The organism is Streptomyces sp. NP-1717 (assembly GCF_022695985.1).
Classification (GTDB): domain Bacteria; phylum Actinomycetota; class Actinomycetes; order Streptomycetales; family Streptomycetaceae; genus Streptomyces.
On sequence record NZ_JAAPBF010000068.1, the window covers coordinates 1 to 22,029 of the forward strand.

Below are 22,029 nucleotides of genomic sequence, written 5' to 3' on the forward strand. Positions count from 1 at the left end.
TGACGACTCCGATCAGCAGGTTCACGAGGAGGAACGAGCCGAGCAGGACGAAGGAGGCGAAGTAGAGGATGGTCCAGCGGGAGATCTCCAGGCCCGCCCGTACCGCGTCGCCGAGACCGTCGAGGGTGATCAGGAGGAACAGGGTCAGGGCCGCGCGGCCCAGCGAGCCGTAGTGCTCGGGGTCCTCCGGGGCGAAGAAGACCCAGCCGATCATCGCGTAGACGTACAGGAGCAGCGCGCCGACGAGTACGAAACTCAGCGTCCCCGGCAGGCTCTTGCCGACGGCCACGATGACGATGCGCAACTGCGGGAGGAACCGGGCCGCGCGCACCACCCTGGCCAGGCGCAGGAGCCGCAGTACGGTCGCGTTGTCGCGCGCGAAGGGCATGAAGGCCAGCCCGACCACCGCGAGGTCGAAGAGGTTCCAAGGATCGCGGAAGAAGTCCTTGGGGCGGTCGGCGCAGGCGGCGGCGCGCAGCAGGATCTCGGCGGTGAAGGCCGCGAGGAAGACGTGCTCGGCCGCCTTGAGTTCGTCGTGCCACCGGGCCACCGCCCCGGTGTAGGTCTCGGCTCCCAGCAGGACGGCGTTGCCGATGATGAGGCCGAAGACCGCGGCGGTGAACGCGGTCGACTCGGTGACGCGGCGCGTACGGACCGCCATGACCAACGTTAAGTGGGCGGTCCGTTCGGACATCGCGATGTCGCTTCTCTTCTTTTCTCGGGATCGGTGCGGGCTCGGGGGCGGCCGGGCGATCAGCCGGCCACGCGGTCAGTCGTCGTCCGCCGCGGGGCCGACGAGCTCTTCCAGCAGGTCTTCCATGGTGACGAAGCCGACGACGGCGCCCGTCCCGCCGGCCACGGCGGCGAGGTGCGTCCCGGCGGATCGCATCGCGTTCATGGCGTCGTCCAGCGGTGTGTCCGTCTCGACGCGGACCACGGGACGCAGGGCGGTGGCGGGCAGCGGCAGATCGCGTTCCGTCACCCCGAGGGTGTCCTTGATGTGGAGGTATCCCCGGACCTCGCCCTCGGGCCCGGTGACGGGCAGACGGGAGAATCCCGAGGTGGCGGCGGCGCGCTCCAGGAGGCGCGGTGTGACATCGTGCGGAACCGTCACCGTCCTGGCGAGGGGCACCATCACCTCACCCACGGGCCGGGTGCCCAGTTCGAGGGCGTCGCGCAGGCGCTCGCCGTCGGCCGGTTCGATCAGCCCGGCGTCGCTGGAGCCTTTGACCATCCGTACGAGTTCGTCGTCGGTGAAGACCGCGGCGACCTCGTCCTTCGGTTCGACCTTCATCAGCCGCAGCAGCACGTTCGCGAAGGCGTTGATGCCGAAGATGACCGGCCGCAGGCCGCGGGTGAGGGCGACGAGCGACGGTGCGAGGATCAGCGCGGTCCGTGCCGGGGCGGCGAGCGCGATGTTCTTCGGGATCATCTCGCCGATCAGCATGTGCAGATAGGTGGCCAGGGTCAGCGCGATCACGAAGGCGATCGGGTGGACCAGGCCGTCCGGCACACCGATGGACTCGAACGGTGGCTCCAGGAGATGGGCGATGGCCGGCTCCGCGACCGCGCCGAGCACGAGTGAGGAGATGGTGATGCCGAGCTGCGCGGTGGCCATCGCCGCCGACAGGTGCTCCAGCCCCCACAGGGTGTTCCTGGCACGGGTGTTGCCCTTGAGGGCGGCCGGCTCGATCTGGCTGCGCCGTACGGAGATCAGGGCGAACTCCGCCCCGACGAAGAAGGCGTTGGTGAGGAGGGTGAAGGCACCGATGGCCAGCTGAAGGGCTGTCATGACGGCTCCGTGTCGTTCGGTGAAGCCGGGGGCGGCGGCTCAGGGGCGGTGACGCGGACGCGGTCCGCGCGGTGGTGCTCGATGTGGAGCACGGCCAGCTGCCAGCCCTGGACGTCGAGCCGGTCCTGGACGGTGGGAATGCGTGCCAGCCGGTCGGCGATCAGACCGGCGAGGGTCTCGTAGGACCCCTCGGGGGCCTCGAACCCGATGCGTTCGAGCTCGTCCAGGCGGACACCGCCGTCCGCCTCCCAGACGGCCCGGCCGTCCGCGGCGGGCTCACGCTCGATCAGATCGGGGCGCTCGTGGATGTCGTGCTCGTCGCGCACCTCGCCGATGACCTCCTCCACGATGTCCTCCACCGTGGCGATGCCCGCGGTGCCGCCGTACTCGTCGACGACGACGGCCATCGTGCGGCTCTGCCTGAGCTGTCGCAGCAGCCGGTCCACGGGGAGGGAGTCGGGTACGCGCAGGGGTTCGGTCAGCAGCGCGGTGACGGGGGTGTCGCCCCGTACCGCTTCGTCGAGGGCCAGCACGTCACGGATGTGGACGGTGCCGACGATCTCGTCCAGGCCGTCGCGGTGGACGGGGAAGCAGGACACCCCGGTCGCGAGGGCCAGGTTCGCCGCGTCGGCGGCGGTGGCCCGGGCGTCGAGGACCCGCAGGTCGACGCGCGGGGTCATGACGTTCTCGGCGGTCAGCTCGCAGAGGTGGAGTGTGCGGACGAAGAGTTCGGCGGAGTCCTTCTCGATGGCGCCCTCGCGGGCGGAGTGCCGTACGAGGGCGACGAGCTCCTCCGGCGTACGGGCCGAGGCCAGTTCTTCGGCGGGTTCCAGGCCGACGCGGCGCACGACCCGGTTCGCGGTGTTGTTCAGATGGCGGATCAGCGGGGCGAAGCAGGCGGTGAAGCCCCGCTGCGGGGCCGCGACCACCTTCGCGACGGCCAGCGGACTGGCGATCGCCCAGTTCTTCGGTACGAGTTCGCCGATCACCATGAGCATCACGGTGGACGCCGCGACGCCGAGCACGGTGGCGGCGGTCGAGACGCCGCCCGGGGGCAGGCCGGTGGCTTCCAGCGGGCCGCGCAGCAGCACGGACAGGGACGGCTCCGCCAGCATGCCGATGATCAACGAGGTGACGGTGATGCCGAGTTGGGCGCCGGACAGCTGGAACGTCAGCCGTTTCGCGGCCTTCAGGGCGCTTGCGGCGCCCCGCTCCCCCGCATCGGCGGCGCGCTCCAACTCGTCGCGTTCGACCGTTGTCAGGGCGAACTCGGCGGCCACGAAGACGGCGCAGGCAAGGGTGAGTGCCAGGGCGAGAAGCAACAGGAGCACCGCGGTCATCGCGGCACCTCCGGCCCGCGGCTCGTGCACGCCCTTGGCGTGACGGCGACGGGGAGAGCGCCGACTGCGCCGGGAGGTTCATCCATGACGGGACCACAGCTTTCTGTCGATCGGTCGGTCAACCTGAGGACGGAAGGAATCGGATCGGGCACGGTCGTACTCAGCGGACACCGTCGAAGTCGCCGCCGACGGTCAGGGTCACTTCACCGGGGGTGGCTCCGCCGTCCTCGGACGGCTTCGTTCCCGGCAGCCGGGAGGCGAGCGCCCGTGCCTGGCGTTCCAGACCGCCGGGAAAGCTGACCGAGGTGTCGTCGGTGTCCCGGGGCGCGTTGCCGGTCCCCACGACGGTGAAGCCGGCCGCGCGCAGGAGGCCGGCGACCTTCGCGGCCTCGCCGGCCTTGCCCGTCGCGTTGAGGACGCGGACCCGGACCGCCGTCGCGTAGAGGGGGTTCTCGCTGTCGGCCTCGACCGACTTCTTGTCCACCTCACGGTCCTTGGCCAGTGAGGCGAAGAGATCGGCCGCCTGCGGGTACTGCCAGACGACGTTCGCCTTGTCGGTGGGTACGTCGGCCTCGCGCGGGTAGTTGGGCACGGTCAGGAAGGTGAGGCGGTCGCCGGGGATTCCCTGGAGTTCGGAGGCGAGCGCCGTGAGGGGCTTGATTCCGGCCAGTTCCCTGTCCGTGGTCAGCGACTCGGTCGCCGAGTCGAGGAAGCCGTACAGGGCCGCCGGGCTGGTCAGCTTGTCCTGCGCCTTCGCCGCGAGGGCCTCCATGAACTCCTGCTGACGGCCTATGCGGCCGATGTCGGAGCCGTCTCCCACGCTGTAGCGGGTCCTGACGTAGCCCAGCGCCTTCTCGCCCTTGACCGTCTGGCATCCCGCTTCCAGGTCGAGATGTGCCTTCGTGTCGTGGATGGCCGTCTCGGGGCACACCTCTATGCCGTCGAGGGCGTTCACCATGCCCTTGAACCCCTGGAAGTCCACCGACATGAAGTGGTCGATGCGCAAGCCCGTGTTCTCCTCGACGGTCTTGATGGTGCAGGCCGCGGCTCCGGCGACCTCGCCGCCGGTGCCGCCGACCGCGAACGCCTCGTTGATCTTGAACTGGTGCGCCTTCGAGGTGGTGCCGTCGCCGCGGTCGCAGGCCGGTATCCGGACCCAGGAGTCGCGGGGCAGGGACACCACGGTCGCCCACTCCCGGTCGGCCGCCACGTGCATGACCATCAGGGTGTCCGACTGCATGGTGGTCAGGCCCTTGCCGTACTTCCCGTTGTCGCCGTCGCGCGAGTCCGAGCCGACCACGAGGATGTTCTTCGATCCGGGGCTGGTGTTGGCCGGACGGTCGTCACCGAGTCTGCCGTCGATGTCCGCGGAGTGGATGTTCCCGTCCAGGCTTTGGTACGCCCAGAGGCCGACGCCGCCCGCGGCGACCAGCAGTACGGCCAGCACGGCGCCGCCCCGTACGAGGAGCCTGCCCCGCCTGGTCAGCCGCGTGGGCGACGCTCCGCCGGCGTCGCGCGCCGCGCGTCCCCGTGGCTTCCTGCGTTCCCCGCCCATGTCGTTCCTTCCGCGTCCGGCGTGCGCTTCGGTCCGCCCCGTCGCCGGATCGAATCGCGCCACCCGAACTCTACATAGCTGTAGAGGAAGTTTCGGCGTCGGCCCTGGCCGGCCGGGGTACGGCCCGGACTGCGGGCCCTAGGGGGTGTCTTGTCGATCAGGCCGGATCAGGGAGCGGGGTCTGGTGCGTGCGATCGCAAGGCGGAGAAGGGAGGCATGGCGGGAGCCGAGCCTCCCTCCTGCGCTGTCAACGCGGCGAACGTGCGTGCCAGGGACCGCGAGCCCGGCAAGGTCGGCAAGACACCCCCTACAGCGGGGTCGCCGCTTCGAGTACGAGAAAGAGCGCGATCGCGGCGTTGAGTGCGGAGAGCGCGGACAGCGCCGTACCGGCCGCGGCGACGTAGGCCGCGACGCCGGTCGGGGTGAGCGCGGGCGGCCAGCGCCGGTCCGGCGGTACGGGCCCCAGCAGCGCGGCCACCCTGCGCGGGACCGGTCCGGCGGCGAACGCGGGCAGGGGCGCCGCGGAGGCGCGCCGGGAGACGAGCGCGGCCTTGCCCACGGCCCGGGCGGCCGTCCGCCGGTCACCCGTCACACGGGCTGCCTCCTCGTCCGCCCAGCGTTCGGTGCTGTAGGTGACGGCGGACATCAGCGGGCGCAGCAACGGGTTCGCGCAGCCCGCCAGCCGGACCGCGAGCAGCAGGCGGTGGTGGCGGCCCGCGAGGTGCGCGCGCTCGTGCGCGAACAGCGCCTCGCGCTCCGCCGGGTCGAGGCACACCAGCATGCCGGTGGACACCACGATCCGGCCCGGCGCACCGGGCAGCGCGTAGGCGTACGGGGACGCGTCACGCAGGACCGCGACCTCGGACCGGTCCGGGCCGGAGTCGAGTGTGCGGTGCGCGAGCGCGTGGAAACGGTGCTGCCGCCCCACGACGTACGCGCAGGCCGTCGCCACCACCAGCAGGGCGAGGATGGCGGCCTTGCCGAAGAACTGGTCGTGCGGCACGGCCTCACGGACCTCCGGGTCCGACCAGCCGTCCGGCAGCGGGTTGCCGGGCAGCTGGGCGGTGCCGACGACCATCAGCAGCCCCAGGCACAGCGTGCTGCACGACGCGAGGATCACGGCGACGGCCGTCAGCAGGCGGGCGGCGCTCCGTGGGTGGAGGTGCCGCTCGGCCAGGCGTGCGATGGGCAGCGCGGTCAGCGGAAGCACCAGGGGCAGGAAGACGAAGACGCCCATGGATCATTCGTCCGGTTCGGCGGTCGGCGCGGCGGGTGATCCGGGCCCGGCGTCGTTCAGCAGGGACCTCAGGAGGTCCTCGTCGTCGGAGGACAGGGCCGACACGAAGCTGGACAGGACCGCGTCGCGGTTGTCCTGCCGGTCGAGCAGCCGGCGCATGCTCAGCGCCGTGAGATCGGCCTCGTCCACCGCGACGGACCGCCACAGGACGGGCCGTCCGGGGCCGGTGCGGGTCACGGCCTTCTTCTCGTGCAGACGGGTCAGGATCGTAATGATCGTGCTGTACGAGAGATCCTCGCCGAGCCGCCGCTGGACCCAGCCGACGGGCACCGGGGTGGTGGCGTCGCCGAGCGCCGACAGCACCAGCGCTTCGAGCTCCCCCTGTCCCCGCCTCCGGGCGCGCGGTGGCTGCCCGTGATCGTCCCGCTCTCCGGCCACGATGTGATCCCCTTCCCTGATCCGGCTGTCCCGCGGCGACCCGGGCATCGAGCCGGCGGGTCCGCGAGGCATCCCCACTCTCGCCGATCGCGGCGGATCCCGCAGCATCCCATCTCTACAGTGTTGTAGATTTCAGGGAGCGGCACAGTGCCCCCGGACGGTCGCCGTCCGGAACACGACGAGTGGAGAGTGGGAAACGCGATGGGTGTGAGCCTCGGCAAGGGCGGAAATGTCTCGCTGAGCAAGGAGGCCCCCGGCCTGACCGCGGTCCTTGTCGGTCTCGGGTGGGACGTGCGGACCACCACCGGGGCCGATCACGACCTGGACGCGAGCGCGCTGCTCTGCGACCAGGCCGGCCGGGTGCTCTCCGACCAGCACTTCGTGTTCTACAACAACCTCCGGAGCCCGGACGGCTCCGTCGAGCACACCGGCGACAACCTCACCGGCGAGGGTGAGGGCGACGACGAGACCGTCAAGGTCGACCTCGCCTCCGTGCCCGCCGGAGTCGCGAAGATCGTCTTTCCCGTGTCGATCCACGACGCCGACGCCCGGGGCCAGAGCTTCGGCCAGGTGCGCAACGCGTACATCCGTGTCGTCAATCAGGCGGGCGGAGCGGAGATCGCGCGCTACGACCTGAGCGAGGACGCGTCCACGGAGACCGCGATGGTCTTCGGCGAGCTGTACCGGCACGGCGCGGAGTGGAAGTTCCGTGCGGTCGGGCAGGGTTACGCCTCCGGGTTGAGCGGCATCGTGAAGGACTTCGGCGTCAACCTCTGAACCCGTACGTCAGCGACCGGCCACGTCGTCATCGGCGGGCCGGGCGGCCACCGTCCCCCGCAGAGAGCGGAACGAATCATGACTGTCAATCTTTCCAAGGGCCAGCAGATCAGCCTCACCAAGTCCGGCGGCGGCGAACTCACCGTCGTACGGATGGGACTCGGCTGGAAGTCCGCGCCCCGCAAGGGCTTCTTCGCCCGTATGACCGCCCGCGAGATCGACCTGGACGCGTCGGCCGTCCTCTTCGCCGGGAAGGAGGCGCAGGACGTCGTCTTCTTCCAGCACCTGAACAGCGACGACGGTTCGGTGCGGCACACCGGCGACAACCGTGTGGGCGGCGCCGGCCAGGGCGGGGACGACGAGTCGATCGTCGTCGACCTCCAGCGGGTCCCCGTGCACGTCGACCAGATCGTGTTCACCGTGAACTCGTTCACCGGCCAGACCTTCGAAGAGGTCGACAACGCCTTCTGCCGCCTGGTCGACGAGACGACCGGGCAGGAACTGGCGCGCTACACCCTGACCGGGGGCGGGCGGCACACGGCGCAGATCATGGCCAAGGTACGGCGCTCCGGCGGCGGCTGGCAGATGACGGCCATCGGCGCCCCTGCCGACGGCCGCACCTTCCAGGACCTGATGCCCTCCGTCGCCTCGCACCTCTGACGGAGCGCTCGGCGCGAAGACACCGGGCCCGGGAACACCGGGGACACCCGCCCCGGGACACCGGGGACCACCACGACTCGGGGGCGGTATGGACGGATCACCACGGCTCGACGACGAGGTCAGAGCCGACTACACCGCGGCCCTGGACGAGGTCATCGGGTCGGCCGACGTACGGCGGCGGCTGGAACAGGCCGGCGTCGAGGCGAGCCGGCTCCGTGTGGTGGGGCTGGCCGCCCGGCCGCGCGTGGTGTCGGCCGTCGAGCCCGAGTACCGGTCGTACCTCACGCGACGGCGCCAGGCCGGCGGGGAGTCGCGCCCCCTGCCGTCGCTGTCCGGACCGGGCCGCCAACAGGTCCACGGCGCGGGCCTGTTGCCGGTCCTGGCGGTCCTCACCCCCGTCCTCGCCCTGATCGCCGGCGTCGTGTTCCTGCTGCTGGGTCACGGCCTGCGCCTCGCCGCGAGCGCGCCGGCCGTGGCCGGCACCCTCGTCCTTTCGGGCTGGATCAGTCTCGGCGTGGGGGTGCTGGCCGCCGTCGGCGGTGTTCTCGGGCTGTACCGCACCGCCTCACGACACCGCGCGCCGGAGAGTGGGCGCGACCCGGTTCCGCCGGCGGACCTCGCGACGGCCCGGGCGGCCTGGCAGCGGCAACTGCGCGGGGCCATCAGGGCACTTCTGCTCCAGTACCTCGACGAGCCGGCGCCGTCCGTGGCGGACGGCGAGGGCCCGGCGGTCCACCGCCCGCGCTTCAGCAGCCCCCGCTACACCGGGCCCGACTTCGGGACTTCCGAGCGCCCCGGGCCCGATCTCCCCACCCTGCGGGGCTGATTCGCCGGGCAGCGGCGGCCGGATCACGGTCTCGGCTTGTCGGCGAACACCCACCGGTTGCCCGCCAGCGCGTCGTTGTCCTCGGGCAGCGGACCGCGGCCGTGGTGGCGGGTGAAGTCGAAGGGGGTGTGGACCGATGTGGACCAGCCCTTGCCCGTCAGATCACCGGCGGAGTCGGGCCGCGGCTCCCGGTCGAAGAGGTCGAGCAGGTCGATGCCGATCTGCCGTGTCGTCGCGGTGTAGAGCGGACTGTCGCGGTAGGCCAGCAGGTCCTTCTCCAGTTTGACCTCGAAGGCCAGGGCGCTTCCTCCCGCGCTCAACCGGTCGACCGTGTCGATGAGGTAGGTCTCGGCCGCGCTGGGCAGGTAGAAGAGCAGCCCCTCGGCCAGCCAGACGGTCGGTGCGCTCCGGTCGAAGCCGGCGCCGGCCAGCGCGTCGACCCAGCCGTCGCGCAGATCGACCGGGACGGGGACGCGCGCCGCCTTCGGGGTGGCCGACAGTCCGTCGAGCACGCCGTGCTTGAACGCCAGCACGCCCGCCCTGTCGATCTCGAAGACCACGCAGCCGGGGGGCCAGTCGAGCCGGTAGGCCCGCGAGTCCAACCCGGCCCCCAGCATGACCACTTGGCGGGCGCCGCTGGTGTGCACCGACCGCAGGATGAAGTCGTCGAGGACCCTCGTCCGCAGACCGAAGTAGCGCGCGAACCTCCCCCACAGCGGGTTGGCTTCCCCGTCCTCGACCTGTTGCGGGCGGACCGGCCAGGCGGCCGACGCCGGCGCGGCGAGCACGAAGTGCTCCGCGTAGACGTCCCGTGCCAGGGTGTCGTGGCGGTGGGTCTCGATCGCCCGTGCCGCGGCGACCATGAGCGCGGTCACGCCGACACCTCCTTCCACGCCCTCCACGCCGGTGTTGCGATGAGCTGTGCCGACCACATGTCCTCCCTTGGACGAGTTGGGACCACGAACGGTGAGACGTACTGTTGCGGGATCGGCGGCGGACGCCCAACGGTGGACGCTCAGCGGTGGACGCGCGAGGCGACAACCGCGGGCGCGCCTCTCCCCGGACCGGTCCCGCCCGGCCCGAGCCGCTCCCGCACGGTGCCGCCCGGAAGCAGGACGGGTTTGATCACGCGGCCCGCGTCGCAGTCGCGTTCGGCCTCGTTGATGTCGGCCAGTGGGTATGTACGGATCAGCTCGTCGAAGGGGAACCGGCCCGCCTGCCACAGCCCCGTCAGCCGTGGAATCAGCAGGCCCGGCACCGCGTCCCCCTCGCAGATGTGGGAGATCTTCCGGCCCCGGTCCAGTGCCCCCGGTTCGATCGGCAGCGTGCTGTTGAGCCGTGCCACCAGACCGAGGTGGCCGGTCGGGCGCAGCGCCCGGAGCGCCTCGTTGATCAGCCGGGCGGAGGCCGTGGTGTCCAGCGCGTACCGCGCGCCGCCGTCGGTCAGCCGCCGGATGCGTCCGGACAGGTCGCCCGACGCGGCGTGCAGCGCGACAGCGCCGAACCGTTCGGCGAGGGCCAGTCGTCCGGGGTGCCGGTCGACGGCGACGGTGACCGCCCCGGACGCGGTGGCGGCCATCACCGCGGCCAGTCCGACCGCTCCCGCGCCGAAGACGGCGACGGTGTCGCCGGGTCCGGCGCCGAAGGAGTTGAAGACCGCTCCGGCGCCGGTGAGGAAGCCGCAGCCGAGCGGTCCGAGCAGTTCGACGGGGAGCGAGGGGTCGGTCCGGACGGCGTTGCGGGCCGGAACGAGCGCGTACTCGGCGAACGAGGACTGGCCGAACCACCGGGGCGCCAGTTCGTCCCCGTTCGCGTCGGTGAACCGTGCGGCGTTCTCCTTCCGCCCGCCGAAGAGGTTGAGCGCGGCGAAGGAGTCGCAGTAGGCGGGAGCCGCGCCCATACAGTTCCGGCAGTTCCCGCAGGAGTCGAAGCTCAGTACGACGTGGTCCCCGACGCTCAGACCGGTGTGCGGGCCGCCCGTCTCCTCCACGATTCCGGCCCCCTCGTGGCCGAGCACCGCCGGCAGCGGTGAGCGGCCCGCCGAACGCCGGACCGCGAGATCGGTCCTGCACATCCCGCAGCCCGCGATCCTCACCAGGATCTCGCCGTCGGCGGGTCCCCTGTCCAGGACGACCTCCTCGACGGCGAATCGGCTCTCGTACGTGCGCAGCACCGCCGCGCCGAACCTCATCGTCATGCGCCCGACCCCGGCTCCGGCCGGCATGCCGGCTCCGGGCGGTGCACCACGAACGGCCTGAGGTTGCCGTAGAGCCCCCACGGCCCGCCCGCGACGCCGACACCGCTCTCCTTGATGCCCGCGAAGGGCTGGGCGAGGGAGAGTTCGGCGTGGTGGTTGATCCACGCCGTCCCGCACTCCAGCCGGTCGGCCACCGCCTCGGCCCGGTCGAGATCGGTCCCCCACACCGAGCCGCCGAGCCCGAAGCCGGTGTCATTGGCGGCCTCGACGGCTTCGTCGACGCTCCCGTACGGCAGCACCGGCAGGACCGGGCCGAACTGCTCCTCCGTCACCACGGGGCTGTCGGGCGGGACATCGGCCAGGATCGTCGGGGCGTAGAAGTGGCCGGGCCGGTCCAGCCGGTGGCCACCGGTCACGGCCCGGGCACCGTCGGCCAGGGCCCGTGCCGTGTACCGCTCGACGCGGGCCAGTTGGGGGGCGTTGTTGACCGGGCCGAGTTGTGTGCCCGGGTCGAGGCCGGGTCCGACGACGACGCTCTTGGCGCGCCGCGCGAGGGCCTCGACGACGTCGGAGTGGAGCCGGGCGGGGGCGTAGACGCGTTTGACCGCCATGCAGACCTGCCCGCAGTTGCGGAACGCCGCCCAGAACAGCCGGTCCGCGATCCGCTCCACATCGACGTCCTCCAGCAGGATGGCCGCGTCGTTGCCGCCCAGTTCCAGGGTGACGCGGCCGAGCGAAGCCGCCGCGGCCCCGGCGACGGCCCGTCCGGTGGGAATCGAGCCGGTGAAGGTCACATGACGGATCCCCGGGTGTGAGGCCAGTCGGGCGCCGAGCGGTTCATGACCGGTCACGACCGTCAGGACGTCCTCGGGGAGGGCGGTGGAGACGACGGACGCCAGAAGCCGGGTGGCCAGGGGCGTGTGGGGAGAGGGCTTCAGGATCACCGTGTTGCCCGCGGCGAGCGCGGGCGCGACCTTCGCCGACGCGAGCTGGAGGGGGAAGTTCCACGGGACGATCGCGGCGACGGGCCCGAGCGGTCGCCAGCGGATCTCGCCGCGTACCGGCCGGCCGTCCGAGATCGGCTGTGGGCCGGGCCCGGGCGCCAGTTCGGCGAAGTAGCGCAGCCGGGCCGCCGTGCGGGCGATCTCCGCGTACGACTCGGCCAGGGGTTTGCCCTGTTCACGGGTGAGCAGGGGGGCGATGTCCGCGCCGGCCGCCTCCACGGCGTCCGCCGCCGCCTGTAACGCGGTCGCGCGGACGGCGGGGTCGGACCGCCAGCCGCGCCAGGCCGCATGGGCCCTGCCGACGACGGCGTCCAACTCGTCCGGCCGCTGGTCCGGAGCCTCCGCGAAGGTCTCGCCGGTCGCCGGATCGAGTACGGCGAAGCGCTCGCCGCGGGTCCCGGAGGCACGACGGGGCTGGGTCGTCGGCATGCCGCGGTCAGCTCGCGGCGGCGACGGCGGCCGAGTGTTCCCGGGCGTGCCGGTCCATCTCCGCCCGGAAGTCGGCCACCAACTGCGGCTGAATCCTTCCGGTGTTGCGGTCGCCTCCCTGGCAGACCGCCCCGCGCACCCCCACGATGTCCGTGCCGATGCGGGTCAGCACGCCGAGGTCGCCGACCTTCACGCTGCCCGCGAGTGCGGCGAGCAGATCGGCCTCGTGGGCCAGCCTGACGAACTCCGCGCAGACCTCCGGCGGAACATGGTCGAACAGCCGTGTCCCGTCCTTGACCGCGGTGTCGAGCATGGCCGCGTCGGAGCCGGAGAGACGCGCGATGTCCGGCAGGGCGAGCGGGTTGACGCAGCCGATCCGGTGGGCGTCGGCGTACCCCGAGGCGACGACGAACGCGTCCGGCCGGTGGTCCTTCACCGCCCGGACGACCCCTCGCATGACATCGACGGCCTGTTCGGGGGTCGTGCATCCGTAGAGGCCGACCTTGATGTACGTGGCTCCGGAGACGGCCGCGCCGAGTGCGGCCTGCGCCACCGTGCCGGGCTTGTACGGCACGTCTCCCACGGTGGCGGACACCGGCTTGTCCGCCGGGACCGCGTCGCGGATCTCCCTGATGACCCAGGGGAAGTTCGCACCGAGCGAACCCTCGTCGGGCTTCTTCACATCGACGATGTCGAGATACTCCGCCGCCTTCGCGCAGTCGAGGGCCTCCTCGACGCCGTCCGGGGAGATGAGAAGCAACAATGTGGACTCCTTCCACCGCAGATGCACCTGCCGGGAGGCAGGTGTGCGGAGTCGACCGGATCCCTTTCGGGTCCGCTCATCATCACCAGGGCCCGAGGCCGCCGGTAGGGCGTGCGGAGTCCGAACGGATACGGCCGGGGAGCACCCGGTGCGCCGTGCGCGCCGGTTCGAACCGGCGCTTTTGACCTTGACACGGTGACAGGGCTTTCACTGCTCATCGAGGAGGTGGTCTCGATGACGATCACGAAACAGGGGACGGACACGGCTCGGACGCTCCGGGGCCTGGAGGACGGAGTGGAGTCCGTGCGGCTGCGGTCCGCTCTGGCGGCCGGTACGACGCCCGACCCGCGCTTGGTCGACAAGCTGATCGAGCGCTGCGCGGTCGAGCCCGGGTTCTTCGTCCGCGACATGCTGACCTGGGCGCTCACCCGCCACCCGGTGTCCCTGACACTTCCCGGGCTGCTCCGCGAAGTCCGCTCGGAGCGCGGTCGGGCGCGGAGCCAGGCGCTGCACACGCTGTCCAAGATCGGTGACCGGCGGGCGTGGCCGGCCATCACACAAACGCTCCTGTCCGACCCCGACGACGAGGTGGCGCGGAGCGCCTGGCGGGCCGCGGTCGTGCTCGTGCCGGAAGGCGAGGAGACCGCGCTGGCAGCGGTGCTGGCGACCCAACTCGGGCGCGGTGGGCGCGAGACACGGCTGAGTCTCAGCCGGGCGCTGATCGCGCTGGGTGAGATGGCCGGGCCGGCCCTGCTCGCCGCGACGACGGCCCACGACCCGCGTGTACGTGCGCACGCGCTCGCCACTCAGCGGCTGTGGCGCGACCCCGACGCCGGATTCGAGTTCGCCGTCGAGGAGGCGAAGCGCGTGGTGGCCCTCGGAGGGGCCGGACAGGAGGGACCATAGGGGTGTGCTGATCGGTGAGGTGGCGCGGCGGTCCGGGGTCAGTGCCCGCATGCTCCGGCATTACGAGTCGCTCGGTCTGGTGCGGCCTTCGGGGCGTACCGGCTCCGGCTACAGGGAGTACTCGGAGCGGGACATCCGGCGGATCTTCCATGTCGAGAGCCTGCGTTCGCTCGGCATGTCGCTGCGTGAGGCCGGGCGCGCGCTCGACGATCCCGGCTTCACGCCCTCGGCGCTCGTCGGTGACCTCGTCCGGCAGACGCGTGAACGCATCGCGGCGGAGACCGAGTTGCTCACGCGGCTGCGCCGGATCGATGCCGCGGCTCCCGCCGGCTGGGAGGACGTCCTGCGGACCGTCGCGCTCCTGCGGGCACTGGGGTCGAAGAGCGCCGGCGCGCGCCAGCGCGCGGCCCTTTCCTCGGGTTCCTCGGGGGACGAGGGGGACGAGGTTCCGGTGCCGGTGGAGGCCCTGGTCGAGGCGGCACTGGGCGAGACGGATCCGCATGTCGCCGGGGCGCTGCGCTGGGCGTTGGCGCGCTCGGGCGACGGGGGCGCGGTTCCGCTGCTGGCGAGTGGCGTCGGCTCACCGGTGGCGGCGGTGCGTGAACGTGCCGTTCGGGCCCTCGCCGAGCTGCCCGGTGACGAGGCCACCGCGCGGTTGCGGGAAGCTCTCGCGAACCCCGATGCCGTGGTCCGCCGGTACGCGGCTCCGGCACTCGGGGCGCGCGGTGTGGCCGACGCGGTCCCGACGCTGCTCGACATGATCGTGGAGGGACTGAACGACACCGAGGCGGCCGACGCGCTGAGCGTGCTGGCGAGCGACCGTGCGACGGCGGATCGGATCGCGGCCGGGCTCGTCGACCGTCTGGCGCGGGACACCGCCGGAGCGCCCGCGCGCGGACGGCTGACCCAGGCGCTGGCGGGAATCCCGGGGGCGACGGCGTCACAAGCCCTCGGGGAGCTGTCGCACGACGCGGACCGGGCCGTCGCGCTGACCGCGGCCTATCTGCTTCGGCTCCGCGACGCGGGGTGACCCCGGGCCGCGGCTGACACATCCCGCCCGGCCGGCGAAGCCTGGCACGGCACCTCGCCGCATGGTCGGGACGGCCGAGTACGACTCGGTACGAGCCCGGCCCTCGCCGGGGTGGGCCGGGGTGCGAAGGCGTGGGACGGCGCTGAGCGGGCGGTACCCGGTCTGCCATCATGGGCGAAACGGAACCACGCTCCGCCGACGTCGCGGGCCCGGTTCCGCTTCGCAGCCCAGGGAAGGAGCGCCGCGGTGAACGACAGCGGCCGGAGCACGGGAAGCGCGGCCGGTTCCACGCGCAAGGACGCCCGCCGCAACCGGCAGACCCTGCTGGACGCCGCCGCGACGGTGTTCGTCACCTCGGGGGTGGAGGCGCCGGTACGCGACATCGCGGCCGAGGCCGGTGTCGGTATGGGCACGGTCTACCGCCACTTCCCCACCCGCGCGGACCTCGTCATCGCCGTCTACCGCCACCAGGTCGACGCCTGCGCCGAAGCCGGGCCGGCCCTGCTGGCGACCGGCCCGACTGCTCACGCGGCCCTGGGGCGGTGGGTCGATCTCTTCGTCGACTTCCTGGTCACGAAGCACGGTCTCGCCGCCGCCATGCAGAACGACAACGCCCGTTTCGAGACGCTGCACACCTACTTCCTCGACCGGCTCGTGCCGGTGTGCGCCCGCCTTCTCGACGCCGCTTCCGCCGCCGGTGAGATCCACTCCGACCTCGACGCCCTCCAGCTCATGCACGGCATCGGGAACCTCTGCATCGGCGCCGACAGCGACCCCGGCTACGACGCTCGCCGACTGGTCGCGCTCCTCGTGGCGGGACTGCGCCAACCGCCCGGCTCCGGCATCGCCGAATGACCACACGGGCCCAACTGCGCAGGACGGCGCTGACCTTCCCGGAGGTCGAGGAGGTCACCACGGAGGGCGCGGTGACCTACTCCGTGCGGGGCAGGGAGTTCGCCTCGGTGACGAGGGACGGCACCCTACGGCTGCGGCTGCCCGACGCGGAGGCCGGGGACGCCGTGGCGGCCCGGCCGAACGCCGAACGGCTGGTCCACGCGGGCAGGCCGATCGGCATGCGGGCACCACTGGCCGACATCGGCGGCCGGCACCTGTGGATCCTGGTGACGGCCGCGTGGAAACACCGTGCGCCGAAGCGGGCGGCCGCGGCACTGAGCGCCGTCGCGCAGTCGCCGGCCCGGCCGACGGGCGATCTGCCGGCCGGTATCGGGAAGCCCGCCACACGCGCGTTGGCCCATGCCGGACTGACGACGCTCGACCAGGTGGCGACGCGCACCAGGGCGGACCTCCTCGCGCTGCACGGTGTCGGCCCGAAGGCCGTACGCATCCTCGCCGACACCCTCGCGGAGAAGGGCATGTCGCTGCGCTGACGTCTCGCCGTCAGGTGCATCCATCGAGTTGCGTTAGTCAATACGTTTGACAACCCGTCCGCATCAGAACGCAGGTGCGACGGGCGGGCCCCGGAGCACCCGGCCGTGGCTTCGAGGCGCCGACGGCGAGGGCCGGCCGCGCGGTGGCGAATCCCCAACAAGGTTGAATATTAAGGCCGTTGGGCCGGGACTGATCGGTAGTCCCTCCGCGCTCCGGGCCACCCGGCGGGCTTCGCCTCATGGAGGGCGCGCACCGACGGCGAGTTCATCCAACATATTGACAAACTTCCACGCCGGTTTCTACGTTCATGTCGCAGCCGGTCCGACTCGGTCCGAACGGACGCGCCCCGACTGCCCGCAGCAACAGGAGACCCACTTCATCCCGGCGACCGGAAGCCGGTCGAAATCCGCGCCGAGTTCGAACTGGCATGGGAGACCCGCACCTCATGAACCGAACCCCCGCCGAGGACCGCGCCCACTGGGAACGGACCGCCGACCGGCTGCTGCTCGCCGTACGGCCGTACGCCACCGACCGGCACGCCCTGATCCACCTGCCCGGACCCCCGAGCCGCAGCGGCGTACACAGCGACGGCCTCGAAGGCTTCGCCCGCACCTTCCTGCTGGCCGGATTCCGGCTGGCGGGGGCGGGCGGCGCCGATCCGCACGATCTCGCCGGCTGGTACGCGGCGGGCCTGGCCGCCGGCACCGACCCGGACAACCCGGAACGCTGGCCCGCCTTCGCCGAGTGCGGCCAGGCCAAGGTCGAGGCCGCCTCCATCGCGCTCGCGCTGCACGAGACCCGGCCCTGGATCTGGGACCGCCTCGACGACCGGGTCAGGAGCCGGGTCCTCGACTGGCTCGCCCCGATGGTCGGCGACCGGATGCCCGGCAACAACTGGGTCTGGTTCCAGGGCGTCACCGAGGCCTTCGCCCGTACCGTGGGCGGGCGGTGGCGCCAGGAGGACCTCGACCGGGTCATCGCGCTGACCGACGGCTGGTACGCGGGCGACGGCTGGTACTCCGACGGACTCACCGGCGGCGAGCGGCGCAACTTCGACCACTACAACGGCTGGGCCATGCACCTGTACCCGCTGTGGTTCTGCCGCGTCCTCGGCGACGCCGCTCCGGCCGGACTGCTCGACCGCTACCGCGACCGGCTGCGCCGCTTCCTGGAGGACCAGCGGCTCCTGGTGGGCGCCAACGGCTCGCCGCTGATCCAGGGCCGCTCGCTGACCTACCGGCACGCGGCGCTCGCGTCCGTGTGGACGGGCGCCCTGTTCGACGCCACACCGCTGGCGCCCGGTGAGACGCGCGCCCTCGCCGGCCGGGTACTCGACCACTTCACCGGCCACGGAGCCGTCGACGACCGGGGGTTGCTCACCCTCGGCTGGCACCGGCCCTTCCGCGGCGTGCTCCAGGTGTACTCGGGTCCCGCGTCGCCGTACTGGGCGAGCAAGGGATTCATCGGGCTCGCGCTGCCGCCCCAGCACCCTGTCTGGACCGAGGAGTCGACCCCGCTCGCCGTCGAACAGGGCGATTACACACGCGCGTTGGCCGCTCCCGGCTGGCTCGTCTCGGGCACGGCGTCCGACGGTGTCGTACGCGTCGTCAACCACGGCGGCGACCACGCCGACCCGTCCCGGCCGCACGCCGACGACCCCTGCTACGCGCGGTTCGCCTACTCGACGCACACCGCGCCCGAGACCCCCGGCGATCCCACGGCGGGCCCCGGCGCGCGGGTGGACGCAGGCCCGCTCGACAACGCGGTCGTCCTGCTGGACGCGGCGGGACGCGCCTCCCACCGGCGTCCGGCGACGCGGATCTCCCTGGACGGCGCCACTGCCGTCTCGCGTTCTCGCGCGCACTGGCCCGAGGACCCGGCATGGGACCCGTTCGGCGGACCCGACACCCGCTACACGCTCGGGCCTTGGATCACCGTCGGTTCCGCGTTGCGCGGTCCGGTCGAGGTCCGGGCCGTACGCGTCGACGGCGACCCCGGGGCCGGGCACGTGCTGCGTATCGGTGGCTGGGCGCTCGCGGTCGATCCGGAAGCCGCGCCCGCCGCCGGCCCGGCCGGCGGCGCGACGGTCCGCGTCGAGGGCGCCGGCGGGCTGGTCTCCGCCGTCGTCGGCGCCCACCGGCTGCCCGTCGCCTCCCTGGTCGCCGGCAGCGACAGCAACGCCCTCGGCGCGGCGTCCGCCACGCCCGTCGTGGAGACCGGGGGACCCGTCGCCCACGGCACCGTTCACATCGCCCTCGTCCATCTCGGCGGCGCCGGCCCCACCGCACTGCCCCGGGTCGCCACCCGCGCCCGGGACACCACCCTGCTCGTGGACGTGACCTGGCCGGACGGTGAGCGGGACACCGTACGGCTCCCCGCCCCCGACCCCGAGTTCCCTGCCGCGTACGGCCTCTGGAAGGACCAGCACCGTGCATGACGACCGCCGGATCATCGAGAGCCGGATCCGCAAGCTCCTCGACCGGGTGATCCGCCCCGCCCTCTACAGCGCCGCCCGGCCCCTCACCCTGAGCGCCTGGCACGTCGACGGCGAGCCCGTCCCCGTGGCCGACGCCCTGGACGCCGACTACGAGCCCTTCACGCTCGGTGCAACCTGGGGCGGCCCCTGGGCGACGACCTGGATGCGGGCGAGCGCGGAGATCCCCGAGGAGTGGTCGGGGCGCCGGGTCGAGGCCGTCTTCGATCTCGGGTTCGACCTGACCAAGGGGCCCGGCGGCCAGGCGGAGGGCCTGGTCCACGACGCCCACGGCGCTCCGCTCCAGGGTCTGCACCCGTACAGCCGCAGCGTGCTCCTCGCCGGCTCCGCCACCGGCGGTGACCGGGTCGACCTGCTGATCGAGCTGGCCGCCAACCCGCCCATCGTCGCCAGTGCCGGACTGCACATCCACCACGGTTCGCCCGAGACGGCGGGCACCGCGCACCTCTACCGGCTCGAACAGGCCGAGCTCGCGGTGCGCGAGGACGAGGTGTGGCATCTCATCCACGACATCGAGGTGCTCGACGAGCTGATGCGCGAACTGCCTCTCGGCTCGTCCCGGCGCCACGAGATCCTCCACGCCCTGCGCCGCGCCGCCGACGCCGTCGTCCCCGGCGATGTGGTGAACACCGCGGCCGGGGCCCGGCGCCGGCTCGCCGATGTGCTGTCCCGGCCCGCGCACGCCTCGGCGCACACCCTCTCGGCGGTGGGGCACGCCCATATCGACTCGGCCTGGCTGTGGCCGGTCCGGGAGACCGTTCGCAAGTGCGCCCGTACGTTCACCAACATGACCACGCTGGCGCAGGAGTACCCCGAGCTGGTCTTCGCCTGCTCCTCCGCGCAGCAGTACGCGTGGATGAAGGAACAGCGCCCGGAGATCTTCGCCCGTATGAAGAAGGCGGCGGCCAAGGGCAATTGGGCCCCGGTCGGCGGCATGTGGGTGGAGGCCGACGGCAACCTCCCCGGCGGCGAGGCCCTGGCCCGCCAACTCGTTCACGGCCGGCGTTTCTTCGCGGAGGAGTTCGGTGTCGAGCAGCACGGTGTGTGGCTGCCCGACTCGTTCGGATACACCGCCGCCTACCCGCAGTTGGCCAAGCTGGCGGGCGCGCGGTGGTTCCTCACCCAGAAGCTGTCGTGGAACGAGACGAACAGGCTCCCGCACCACTCCTTCGACTGGGAGGGCATCGACGGTACGCGTATCTTCACCCACTTCCCGCCCGTCGACAGCTACAACGCGTCCCTCACCGCCGGGGAACTCGCCCACGCCGAGAGCAACTTCGCGGACAAGGGGGTGGCGACCCGCTCGCTGGTCCCCTTCGGTCACGGCGACGGCGGTGGCGGGCCCACCCGCTCGATGCTGGAGAAGGCCCGCCGGCTGCGCGATCTGGAGGGCTCGCCCAGGGTCGTGGTCGAGGCTCCCGACACGTTCTTCGCGGCGGCCCGCGCCGAGCGCGGCCAACTCCCCGTCTGGCGCGGTGAGTTGTACTTGGAGAACCATCGGGGCACCTACACCAGCCAGGCCCGCACCAAGCGCGGCAACCGGCGCGGTGAGGCGCTGCTGCGTGAGGCCGAGCTCTGGGCCGCCACCGCCGCCGTCCGGGCGGGCGCCCCCTACCCGTACGAGCGGCTGGAATCGCTGTGGCGGCGCGTGCTGTTCAACCAGTTCCACGACATCCTGCCCGGCTCGTCCATCGCCTGGGTGCACCGGCAGGCGGAGCGGGAGTACGCGCAGATCCACGCCGAGCTGGAGGCGCTGATCGCGGACGCGGTCGGGCATCTGCCCGGAGGTCCCGCATTCCTCAACGCGGGGCCGTACGCGCGCCGCGAGGTCGCGATCGTCGCCGGCCACACCGACACCACCGACACCGCGGACGGCGGGTTCGTGGGTGCGCAGCGTCTGTCGGACGGGCGCACGGCGGTCCTCGCCGAGGTCGCGCCCCTGGCCTCCGGCGGCGCCGCGGACGCGCCCCGGGGCACGGTCACGGCCAAGGCGCGGGACGGTGGTTTCGTCCTCGACAACGGCTCGCTGACCGTGGTGGTGGACCGGCGCGGCCTGCTCACCTCGGTCTACGACCGTTCGGCGCGGCGGGAGGCGATCGCTCCCGGCGCCGCGGGAAACCTCCTCCAACTCCACCCCGACGACCCCAACATGTGGTCGGCGTGGAACATCGACTCGTACTACCGCGACACCGTGCGCGACCTGGACGAGGCCGAGTCGGTGACGCTCGTGGACGGAGGACCGCTGCTGGCGTCGGTGCGGGTCGAGCGCGCCCACGGCGCCTCCCGGTTCGTCCAGCACATCGAACTCACCGCCGAGAGCAGGCAGGTGAGTGTCCGCAACGACATCGACTGGCAGGAGCGCGACACCGTGCTGAAGGCGGCCTGGCCGCTGGACGTGCACGCGGAACGGGAGAGCGCCGAGATCCAGTTCGGGCATGTGCAGCGGCCCACGCACGAGAACACGAGCTGGGACGCGGCACGCTTCGAACTGTGGGCGCACCGCTGGGTGCACGTCGGCGAGCGGCACTGGGGCGCCGCCCTGCTGAACGACTCCACCTACGGGCACGACGTGCGCCGCGGCACCCGGGAGGGGGGCGGGACCACCACGACGGTGCGGCTCTCCCTGCTCCGCTCCCCGCACAGCCCCGATCCGCAGGCCGACCGCGGCCGGCACAGCTTCGGCTACGCGCTGCTGGCCGGGGCGGGGATCGAGGAGGCGATCGCCGGGGGCTACGCGCTGAACCTTCCTCTGCGCCCCGCCCGGGCCGACGCCCGGTCGCTGGTGGAGATCGACACCACCGACGTGGTGGTGGAGTCGGTGAAGCTGGCGGACGACCGCAGCGGTGACGTCATGGTGCGGCTGTACGAGGCGTGCGGCGGAACGGTCCGGGCGCGGCTGTCCGCGGGCTTCCCCCTCGCCGCCGTCTTCGAGTGCGATCTGCTGGAGCGGCCGGAGCGGGAGCTGGCACACCCGTCCGCCGAAGGGACCGTGGATCTCCGCTTCCGGCCCTTCCAGATCCGCACCGTGCGGCTCCAAGCCACCGTGGAGGAGGTGGCGGCACCTGATCCGTCGGGCGGCTGAGCGCGGCGGCACCGGGTGGACGGCCCCGGCCCGTGCCGCGCACGGCTCACCGCGTCGTACGATTCCATCGATCTGTTTGCCTTCGGAGCGGCGCCGGCGCGGCACAGCCG

18 protein-coding genes and 1 pseudogene are annotated in these 22,029 nt (G+C 72.4%); 9 read left to right on the plus strand and 10 right to left on the minus strand.

The window, feature by feature from the left end:
* The 6 genes from GXP76_RS16460 to GXP76_RS16485 all read right to left on the minus strand — a co-directional run.
* The coding region (locus tag GXP76_RS16460; RefSeq protein ID WP_242572272.1) for an ion transporter at positions 1–694 on the minus strand (694 nt) is incomplete at its 3' end.
* A gap of 75 nt (positions 695–769) precedes the next feature.
* Positions 770–1,792, minus strand: a complete 1,023-nt coding sequence (locus GXP76_RS16465) for a hemolysin family protein (RefSeq protein WP_242572273.1) — start codon at positions 1,790–1,792, stop codon at positions 770–772.
* Positions 1,789–3,132 (minus strand): hemolysin family protein, encoded by a 1,344-nt coding sequence (locus GXP76_RS16470; RefSeq protein WP_242572274.1) that lies wholly within the window; start codon positions 3,130–3,132, stop codon positions 1,789–1,791. The genes GXP76_RS16465 and GXP76_RS16470 overlap by 4 nt, the downstream gene beginning before the upstream one ends.
* A 160-nt stretch (positions 3,133–3,292) precedes the next feature.
* Positions 3,293–4,687 carry an LCP family protein gene (locus tag GXP76_RS16475; protein ID WP_242572275.1) on the minus strand — a complete coding sequence of 465 codons (1,395 nt, stop codon included), beginning with the start codon at positions 4,685–4,687 and terminating at the stop codon, positions 3,293–3,295.
* Between the two features lie 307 nt (positions 4,688–4,994).
* Positions 4,995–5,924 carry a M56 family metallopeptidase gene (locus GXP76_RS16480; RefSeq protein ID WP_242572276.1) on the minus strand — a complete coding sequence of 310 codons (930 nt, stop codon included), beginning with the start codon at positions 5,922–5,924 and terminating at the stop codon, positions 4,995–4,997.
* A 3-nt stretch (positions 5,925–5,927) separates the two neighbouring features.
* A complete protein-coding gene (locus tag GXP76_RS16485) occupies positions 5,928–6,362 on the minus strand; it encodes a BlaI/MecI/CopY family transcriptional regulator (protein WP_242572277.1) in 435 nt (144 codons plus the stop codon).
* Between the two features lie 201 nt (positions 6,363–6,563).
* On the opposite strand from GXP76_RS16485, the gene GXP76_RS16490 reads away from it, so the two are divergent.
* The 3 genes from GXP76_RS16490 to GXP76_RS16500 all read left to right on the plus strand — a co-directional run bounded on the left by GXP76_RS16490 (position 6,564) and on the right by GXP76_RS16500 (position 8,625).
* Positions 6,564–7,139 carry a TerD family protein gene (locus tag GXP76_RS16490; protein WP_242572298.1) on the plus strand — a complete coding sequence of 192 codons (576 nt, stop codon included), beginning with the start codon at positions 6,564–6,566 and terminating at the stop codon, positions 7,137–7,139.
* Between the two features lie 78 nt (positions 7,140–7,217).
* The gene (locus GXP76_RS16495) at positions 7,218–7,799 is read left to right on the plus strand and encodes a TerD family protein (RefSeq protein ID WP_242572278.1); all 582 of its coding nucleotides are present in this window, start codon (positions 7,218–7,220) and stop codon (positions 7,797–7,799) included.
* A gap of 88 nt (positions 7,800–7,887) precedes the next feature.
* The gene (locus GXP76_RS16500; protein ID WP_242572279.1) at positions 7,888–8,625 is read left to right on the plus strand and encodes a hypothetical protein; all 738 of its coding nucleotides are present in this window, start codon (positions 7,888–7,890) and stop codon (positions 8,623–8,625) included.
* Positions 8,626–8,648: 23 nt separating this feature from the next.
* On the opposite strand, the gene GXP76_RS16505 is transcribed toward GXP76_RS16500, so the two are convergent.
* The 4 genes and pseudogenes from GXP76_RS16505 to GXP76_RS16520 all read right to left on the minus strand — a co-directional run bounded on the left by GXP76_RS16505 (position 8,649) and on the right by GXP76_RS16520 (position 13,018).
* Positions 8,649–9,557, minus strand: coding sequence for a class I SAM-dependent methyltransferase (locus tag GXP76_RS16505; protein WP_242572280.1), 909 nt, complete (start codon positions 9,555–9,557; stop codon positions 8,649–8,651).
* Positions 9,558–9,730: 173 nt separating this feature from the next.
* Positions 9,731–10,816 (minus strand): annotated as a pseudogene (locus GXP76_RS16510) (NAD(P)-dependent alcohol dehydrogenase); the annotation flags it as partial.
* 2 nt (positions 10,817–10,818) lie between these two features.
* Positions 10,819–12,255 carry an aldehyde dehydrogenase family protein gene (locus GXP76_RS16515; protein WP_242572281.1) on the minus strand — a complete coding sequence of 479 codons (1,437 nt, stop codon included), beginning with the start codon at positions 12,253–12,255 and terminating at the stop codon, positions 10,819–10,821.
* A 7-nt stretch (positions 12,256–12,262) separates the two neighbouring features.
* Entirely contained in the window at positions 12,263–13,018 is a 756-nt protein-coding gene (locus GXP76_RS16520) for a (5-formylfuran-3-yl)methyl phosphate synthase (protein ID WP_242572282.1), read from the minus strand.
* A gap of 234 nt (positions 13,019–13,252) precedes the next feature.
* On the opposite strand from GXP76_RS16520, the gene GXP76_RS16525 reads away from it, so the two are divergent.
* The 6 genes from GXP76_RS16525 (at position 13,253) to GXP76_RS16550 (ending at position 21,919) form a co-directional block, all read left to right on the plus strand.
* Positions 13,253–13,924: a HEAT repeat domain-containing protein gene (locus GXP76_RS16525; protein WP_242572300.1), complete on the plus strand. Its 672-nt coding sequence runs from the start codon at positions 13,253–13,255 to the stop codon at positions 13,922–13,924.
* 4 nt (positions 13,925–13,928) lie between these two features.
* Positions 13,929–14,954, plus strand: a complete 1,026-nt coding sequence (locus tag GXP76_RS16530; protein WP_242572283.1) for a HEAT repeat domain-containing protein — start codon at positions 13,929–13,931, stop codon at positions 14,952–14,954.
* A 246-nt stretch (positions 14,955–15,200) separates the two neighbouring features.
* Positions 15,201–15,809 carry a TetR/AcrR family transcriptional regulator gene (locus tag GXP76_RS16535; RefSeq protein WP_242572284.1) on the plus strand — a complete coding sequence of 203 codons (609 nt, stop codon included), beginning with the start codon at positions 15,201–15,203 and terminating at the stop codon, positions 15,807–15,809.
* Complete coding sequence (locus tag GXP76_RS16540) at positions 15,806–16,342, plus strand: hypothetical protein (RefSeq protein ID WP_242572285.1); 537 nt, start codon at positions 15,806–15,808, stop codon at positions 16,340–16,342. The genes GXP76_RS16535 and GXP76_RS16540 overlap by 4 nt, the downstream gene beginning before the upstream one ends.
* A gap of 446 nt (positions 16,343–16,788) precedes the next feature.
* Positions 16,789–18,780, plus strand: a complete 1,992-nt coding sequence (locus tag GXP76_RS16545; protein ID WP_242572286.1) for a DUF2264 domain-containing protein — start codon at positions 16,789–16,791, stop codon at positions 18,778–18,780.
* A complete protein-coding gene (locus tag GXP76_RS16550) occupies positions 18,773–21,919 on the plus strand; it encodes a glycoside hydrolase family 38 C-terminal domain-containing protein (RefSeq protein ID WP_242572287.1) in 3,147 nt (1,048 codons plus the stop codon). The genes GXP76_RS16545 and GXP76_RS16550 overlap by 8 nt, the downstream gene beginning before the upstream one ends.
* Positions 21,920–22,029 lie beyond the last annotated feature (110 nt).

Bases quoted from the DNA above. Each gene is read 5' to 3' on its own strand.
- GXP76_RS16465 (WP_242572273.1), bottom strand. From the start codon at position 1,792: ATGACAGCCCTTCAGCTGGCCATCGGTGCCTTCACCCTCCTCACCAAC.
- GXP76_RS16470 (WP_242572274.1), bottom strand. From the start codon at position 3,132: ATGACCGCGGTGCTCCTGTTGCTTCTCGCCCTGGCACTCACCCTTGCC.
- GXP76_RS16475 (WP_242572275.1), bottom strand. From the start codon at position 4,687: ATGGGCGGGGAACGCAGGAAGCCACGGGGACGCGCGGCGCGCGACGCC.
- GXP76_RS16480 (WP_242572276.1), bottom strand. From the start codon at position 5,924: ATGGGCGTCTTCGTCTTCCTGCCCCTGGTGCTTCCGCTGACCGCGCTG.
- GXP76_RS16490 (WP_242572298.1), top strand. From the start codon at position 6,564: ATGGGTGTGAGCCTCGGCAAGGGCGGAAATGTCTCGCTGAGCAAGGAG.
- GXP76_RS16495 (WP_242572278.1), top strand. From the start codon at position 7,218: ATGACTGTCAATCTTTCCAAGGGCCAGCAGATCAGCCTCACCAAGTCC.
- GXP76_RS16500 (WP_242572279.1), top strand. From the start codon at position 7,888: ATGGACGGATCACCACGGCTCGACGACGAGGTCAGAGCCGACTACACC.
- GXP76_RS16515 (WP_242572281.1), bottom strand. From the start codon at position 12,255: ATGCCGACGACCCAGCCCCGTCGTGCCTCCGGGACCCGCGGCGAGCGC.
- GXP76_RS16525 (WP_242572300.1), top strand. From the start codon at position 13,253: ATGACGATCACGAAACAGGGGACGGACACGGCTCGGACGCTCCGGGGC.
- GXP76_RS16540 (WP_242572285.1), top strand. From the start codon at position 15,806: ATGACCACACGGGCCCAACTGCGCAGGACGGCGCTGACCTTCCCGGAG.
- GXP76_RS16545 (WP_242572286.1), top strand. From the start codon at position 16,789: ATGAACCGAACCCCCGCCGAGGACCGCGCCCACTGGGAACGGACCGCC.